4 protein-coding genes and 1 pseudogene are annotated in these 7,053 nt (G+C 35.9%); 2 read left to right on the top strand and 3 right to left on the bottom strand.

All coding sequences use genetic code 11. From position 1 onward, the window contains the following. Positions 1-182: 182 nt before the first annotated feature. From A9G48_RS10620 to A9G48_RS10610, 3 genes are read right to left on the bottom strand one after another with little or no spacing between them, the layout of a single operon-like run. Positions 183-1,001 carry a hypothetical protein gene (locus tag A9G48_RS10620; protein WP_065576153.1) on the bottom strand — a complete coding sequence of 273 codons (819 nt, stop codon included), beginning with the start codon at positions 999-1,001 and terminating at the stop codon, positions 183-185. Next, complete coding sequence (locus A9G48_RS10615; RefSeq protein ID WP_065576152.1) at positions 994-1,842, bottom strand: hypothetical protein; 849 nt, start codon at positions 1,840-1,842, stop codon at positions 994-996. The genes A9G48_RS10620 and A9G48_RS10615 overlap by 8 nt, the downstream gene beginning before the upstream one ends. Continuing rightward, positions 1,835-4,498: a hypothetical protein gene (locus tag A9G48_RS10610; RefSeq protein ID WP_141673001.1), complete on the bottom strand. Its 2,664-nt coding sequence runs from the start codon at positions 4,496-4,498 to the stop codon at positions 1,835-1,837. Before A9G48_RS10610 ends, A9G48_RS10615 begins: the two co-directional genes overlap by 8 nt. Positions 4,499-5,073: 575 nt before the next feature. Here A9G48_RS10610 and A9G48_RS10605 point away from each other — a divergent pair. Next, entirely contained in the window at positions 5,074-6,426 is a 1,353-nt protein-coding gene (locus A9G48_RS10605) for a tetratricopeptide repeat protein (RefSeq protein ID WP_065576150.1), read from the top strand. Positions 6,427-6,669: 243 nt separating this feature from the next. Further along, a pseudogene (locus A9G48_RS10600) lies at positions 6,670-7,053 on the top strand (sel1 repeat family protein); the annotation flags it as partial.

Genomic DNA, 7,053 nt, shown 5'->3' with positions numbered 1-7,053 from the left:
CCTGCCGTTAATGCCCCAATTAAAGCTCCGATTGCCTCAAACATGCCCACAATTGCCAAGCCAATTATCGCTAATAGGCCGATATCATCAGCGCGTAGCTCTTTTGGGTCATCTTCCACATATAGGTGGCTTACGGTGCCTTTTAATAAGCTGTATTTAGCCATTGGTTTTATCCTGCTGTTCTATTGGTTCTCATTTCCATCTGGGGTAAACCCACGTTCATCAATAACTTTTACCCAATTAGGTAAAATAGGCGTACGGCAATAATAATTGGCATGGGAATCAAGTTTTTTTATCCGTTGAAATTCTGGCGTTTGTGGATCGTTAAACAGTTCAGGATCTTCCGAGCGATTAAGTTTTTTAAAACGGTCATGCTCTTTTATACAATCGTGTGACCAAGGTTTGGAATAGCCTAACGTTGCATAAATGCGATTACTAACAAAAGAACATGCCCCCCCCGATGAAAAAAACAATAATAATATTAAGCCAATAGTAACACAGCACACCATAATAAATAATTCAAAACATTTTTCAAATGGTTGCCATGTGCTGATCGTAGCTGGAAGCATAAATAAAAAAATTAACAGCCCCAATATTCCCATAAAAATTGAACAACCTGTTAATTGTTGCAAGGTAGTTATACCAACCGAACGAGGAAAATACAAAGCGTGGTATTGAGGCATACGCACGGCATAGGATTGATAGTGATTATCATCAATTTGCTTTACCACCATTTCTACGTAATCGCCGTCTTTAAAGCTTATATGCTCTAACTTTCCTTGTACCTTTTTACGACCGACATAGCATTGAAAACTTTTACCTTCTAGGGTAATGCTACCTGCCGTTAATGCCCCAATTAAAGCTCCGATTGCCTCAAACATGCCCACAATTGCCAAGCCAATTATCGCTAATAGACCGATATCATCAGCGCGTAGCTCTTTCGGGTCATCTTCCACATATAGGTGGCTTACGGTGCCTTTTAATAAGCTGTATTTAGCCATTGGTTTGACCCTGATCTTCTATTGATTGTTCGCTTTGATCTGGGGTAAAGCCTCGTTCATCAATCACTTTAACCCAATTGGGTAATACAGGTGTTCGGCAATAATAATTGGCATGGGAATCAAGTTTTTTTATCCGTTGAAATTCTGGCGTTTGTGGATCGTTAAACAGTTCAGGATCTTCCGAGCGATTAAGTTTTTTAAAACGATCGTGTTCTTTTGCACTATTATGTAACCACGATTTGGGATAGCCTAATGTTGCATAGATGCGGTTACTGATAAAAGAATGGCGACCGCCGAATGATAAAAATAATAAAATCAGCATGAAAAAATACATGAAAATATTAGACATCGTAAAAATAATGAAGTCTGATATATCCATTTCTATCTGAATATACATCATAGTTATCAAAACAAAATAAGCTAATAAGCTAATGACACCAAGAACAATTGAGATATATTTTAACATTGTTAAGGTTGTTACACCAACCGAACGAGGAAAATACAAAGCGTGGTTTTGAGGCATACGCACGGCATAGGATTGATAGTGATTATCATCAATTTGCTCTACCACCATTTCTACGTAATCGCCGTCTTTAAAGCTAATATGCTCTAATTTTCCTTGTACCTTTTTACGACCGACATAGCATTGAAAACTTTTACCTTCTAGGGTAATGCTACCTGCTGTTAATGCCCCAATTAAAGCTCCGATTGCCTCAAACATGCCCACAATTGCCAAGCCAATTATCGCTAATAGACCGATATCATCAGCGCGTAGCTCTTTCGGGTCATCTTCCACATATAGGTGGCTTACGGTGCCTTTTAGTAGATTGTATTTAGCCATTTAAAAATCCTCTTTCATCCATATCTTGTTCAATTAATGCTAATGCTTCATCAATATCAATAGTATAGTTGGTATTGTTATTAGCTTGTGATTCATTTTTGTTAATATCAAACATATCATTTAATACTTCTTTTTCAAACGCTTCAGTTTGTTGCTGTGGGGTTTGATAAATATGACTTTTATTATGAGGCATTAAATATTTATTGGTACGCAGGGCACAACGTTTAAGCCAAGTTTCCAAATTATCGTCTGATAGCAGGTCAACAACAAAATCTAACACCATAATTATCAATCCTAATAGCCCAGCAAATCGCCATAAAAATAACCGTAAGGCTACCATTGAGGCAATTTTTTTCATACCAATATTTTTAGCTAAGAATTGAATTATCCCGAATACAGTTCGATTAGTTAAAAACCGTCGGCACCATACAAAATGGTAAGAAAATGTAGCCATCGTTGTAAGTAGACCTATTCCACCTTGTAGAATAGCTGAAACAAATATAATTCTACTTAATCCATAATTTCCTTTTTCTTCTTCTTCTTCCGCTTTTAGACCTGCTCCACTAGCCATAAAGTAAGCCGAAATTCCCCCTAATATTCCCGATAATGCCTTCCCTACACTATAAAAAACGCTTTTTACACCTTTAAATACCGCAGTGACCATTGCCATTAATTCCATGCTGGCAGCCGCTAAAGCAAAACCAGCAGAGGCTTTTAAGGTTGAAAAATATTCATTTTGTTTTAAATTGGGGTGGGTTTTGCTTAGACTATTGAAATTATACAGCTCAAGCATGGCAACCACCGCTGCCATACGCATGGATTTCAGTGTGGTAGAAAGGGTTTTGGAAATGCCGGGTTCGACATCGCTCGCTTTAAAAATAAAGTGTAAAAATTTATTGGCTTTATTTTGCGATAACGTGCGGTTAACAATAACATTAAGACGCCGATCAAGGCTAGCTATGGCATCGTTTAGCAATGAGCGGGCTTTGCTGATTGCGGCCCTTTTGCGCAATTCCCAGCGAGGATGATACCGTGGCGCATTAGCGGTGCCAAAGTTAGGACCTTGATCTAAGTTAATTATGGCTGCGATCATTTGGTATTCTAAATGTAAATAGGTGGTAGCTGTCCCTTTTAATACCCCTGCTATGGTTAATGATAACATTTTATACATGGCGGTACTGGCTGAATAAAGTGAATGACTTAGCTTGTCAAATATCGGTTGTAATAGGTTGGTTATTTTAGCGGTTATTATGTCACCAAATGTAAAGTCTTTAATTTTAATTTTTATAAATTTCAGCAAAGCCACATGTTCTTTTACATGATCATTGCGATCATAACGTTTTAATTCATCAAGGGATAGTATAACATCTTGTAAAAATTTAAATCTCAAAGCTATTTTTGCGTAAGGCAATGTATCCAATTTAGCGGTTAGCTTGTCGACCGATTTTTCAATATGCGATTTATTTTCATTAGATTGAGCTTGGTCTACCACCTGATTAATCATGCTAAGTAGGTCATCATTATGGTAAGCAAGCATGCGCCATAACATACCATTAACGTTTTCGTTATTAGGTCTGGCATAGTCTATACTTGCCATAGAGTGTAAAAAGGTTTTGCCTTCTTCACACAGTTCAAGCCCTCGGGTTACTTTGTTGATAATAAACGCAAATAAAAGGCCTTCAATATTGATTTTCCGTAAATCATCGAGATCTGCTTCATTGATTTCGCCCAATTTAAGGGATTCTTGCAAGGTTTTTTCGTGCTTTTCTTCTAATTTTTGAAGTTCAGGATGATTGCCATCATCAAAATCATATAACGCATTACCGTCAATATCTTTGTAAACAGTTGTGTAAAAATTACTGTCACGTATCCACGTAATAAGTTGTTTAACACGGCTTTGATACTTTTCTTCAACCAATTTTATCAATTCGTTGTGTTTGTCTTCAAATGGTTGGGTATTAACTAACTCTTCATATTTTTGCAGATATTTTTTGATATCTTGTTCACGCTTCGCTTTTAATGTCGATTCTTGACTGTAAAAATCTTTAACCGATTTGTTATACTTTTGCACTAACTCGTTTTGAAGCGGTTTAATTAAGGTTGCTTCACTCGGGCTTATGCGGTTAAGTTTCTCTTTTTGAACTAAACTTTCATAAATTGATATATTAAATACTTTACCACCGGCTTTTTGATACAAACTAAACTCATAAAAATCGTTATAGTAGCCGTACCCATTTGCTTTACTATAAAGTTGTTCACGGATAAGCGTTTCTAGCTCGCGACTGGTACAATACATGGGCTTGTCGGGGTGATGTTCTATTTTGCCGTTTTTCATTACCTCTTTAACATACTGGTTATTATGGTTCGGAAAGGAGTAGTCTTTGTAATATTTTTTCATTACTGCTAAAGATTTTGCTTGCTCAATGTAGCCTAAGGCATCGTATTCTAATTTTCGTTCTTTCTGATATTGTAAAACAGGAACATAAGATTCGTTATAATAACCATTTAATTCGGTTGCAATACCAATAGGATCTTCAATTGCAATAATCATCGGTTCTTTGCTTAGGCTGTAGCGTTCCATAGTGAGCGCTAAGTGTTCACTTGAGTTTGGTGTAAAATCAGTCCAAGGTTCACAGGTGCTGTTTTTGTCTAACAATTTTATCAATTAAGTGGGGTTAGGGTTTTCGCATTAAGATAAAGGGGGATCCCTGTGTATACAGGGAATACTTTTGTTCTAAATGGCAAAGAGCATTTCAAATGTTAATCGATGAAGTTTTAAAAGCACTTAATTTATTTATTAAAATACATTTTTATACATTGCAATATTTTTATCTTGTAACTATCTCTTAAATAGTTTAGGAAAAAGGAGAAAGTTTATTGATGATGAACATAACAGGGGATTTCAATGTGAAAAAATGACTGAGCTTACTCAGCCATTTTATTTTTAACGTAATTGCCTAGTTTTGTAAAAAACTTTGAGGAGTTTATACTGTTTGGTTTTATTAGGATTCGTTATACAGGTATTGCATGGATGAGTCTATTTAATTAACTGACCATGCTCGCTCCATTTGTATATAATTGCTGGGTATTGAATTTGATTTTGATCACTTTGATCTTCGTTTTTTTAATATCCATTGCTTACTTTTTAATTTGTAGTCGCAAATTTTTGCTATACAATTAGTTAAGTTAACCACATCAAAATTATTAAAAATAGTAATAAATGGAATAAAAATGAAAAAAATCCTTCACACTGCCTCTTTATTGTACTTTGTATCGTTTTTGAGTTATGCCAATAACACTATAAATTTTGCTACAGAATCTGATAACAGCACAAACCAACCTACTCAGCAGATTTGTCAACTTAAGTTTGATAAAGAAAACATTAAACTCTGCACCGAGCTGGCCGAAAGGGGTGATGCCATTGCCCAAAATACCTTAGGTGAAATATTTTATATTATTAAACCTTGGTACAAAGATGGCGATCACACTAAAGCACGACTATTATTTGAAAAAGCGGCCGCTCAGGGACTGGCTAAAGCACAATATAACTTAGGCTCAATGTACCGTGATGAATTAAACAACTTTCCGATTGCTTTAAGTTGGTTTGAAAAAGCTGCTGCTCAAGGCAATGCCGATGCACAAAATAGTATTGGTTATATTTACGAAAATGCATCGGGGGGTAAACCCCCTAGACCGTATATTTTTGATCAAAACGGTAAAAATCTAGACAAAAAAATCCCTGATATTAAAGCAAAATTTGCAAAGCTTGATAATAACTTGCCTGTTGATTATTATAGACGCAGCATTTACCCACTGAGTGAATATGGGCAAGGGGTCGAGCCTAATTTACAAAAAGCCATTGAATGGTACCAAAAAGCCGCTAACCAAGGACATGCATTAGCTCAAACCAATTTAGCTTATTTTTATCTGTTTGGTATCGGCGTTGATAAAGACGAAAACCATGCTTTTAAACTCTATGAAAAAGCCGCAAATCAGCAGTTTGTGCCTGCAATTAGAACATTAGCATTTATGTATATGCAAGGATTAGGCATCAAAGTCGATGAACATAAAGCCTTTACCTTACTTGAACAAGTCTACCAACTGCAACCCGATGAAACCTTATGGAATTTTTTTTATAGCGTAATGTATCGACATTATGGGTTAAAAACCAAATTAGAGCATAAAGATCAAAAAACTATTAGAATTAGATATTACTCTATTATAGAAGGCAGTGATGAAGATTTTATCTATGGATCATTATATGGACTTAAGAACTTCTACAATCTAGACATGCTAAATAGTTCGCATCTGTTTATTTTAACGAAAAACCGAAGAAATACCTTCGATGTCTGGTCGGGTAAAGATACAGGCGATCTACTGAAATTAAAAGAACGTTACTTTATAAAAAAATCCATCCAAGGCTATTATAACACAATGACTTTACTAAGTTATTTTTATAAAGGAGAAGGCAATGATCTCCAAAAAGCCATGTTATGGCGCAAATATGCATTAAAAATGGGACAAGTAAATAAACCAGGATTTTGGCCTAATTACCCTCCTCTTGAAGATAATGTAACGCAATAAATAACGGGCATCGCCCGTTTTTTTATTGTTGAGTTTGAAAAACAACTAAACCATCCGTTTTAATACTTCCTGCTCAATTCGTAACATAATTACAGGATGTTGCGATTGATCTTGATCGTTTACTATTTGTTTTTTGAGCTGTTTATTGTTTGTTTTTTAATTTGTTACTACGGATTTTTGCTATACAATTAGCGAGGTTAACCATATTAAAATTCATCAAAAATAGTTATAAATGGAATGAAAATGAAAAAAATCCCTTATGCGGTATTGGGGTTTGGTATTGCCTTATTTGCGATGTCGGCTTTTGCCAAGGGCAATCATCATACCAATGGGACCCAAACTCGCTTGATGCCTAGCGCCTCGGAGCAACCCACTTGCCAACTTTCACGTGATGAAGCAAATATTCAGCGGTGCACTGAACTGGCTGAAAGTGGTGATGCCATTGCCCAAAACACCTTGGGCGAAATTTTTTACGGCGATAATTTGCTTTACCAAAAAGGGGATCACACTAAAGCACGACTATTATTTGAAAAAGCGGCCGCTCAGGGACTGGCTAAAGCACAATATAACTTAGGCTCAATGTACCGTGATGAATTAAACAACTTTCCGATTGCTTTAAGTTGGTTT

The sequence above is a fragment of the Gilliamella sp. wkB18 genome, from assembly GCF_001690875.1.
Taxonomy (GTDB): domain Bacteria; phylum Pseudomonadota; class Gammaproteobacteria; order Enterobacterales; family Orbaceae; genus Gilliamella; species Gilliamella apicola_A.
Note: the sequence above shows the minus strand (reverse complement) of the source record. Positions and strands in the feature narration are given on the sequence as shown.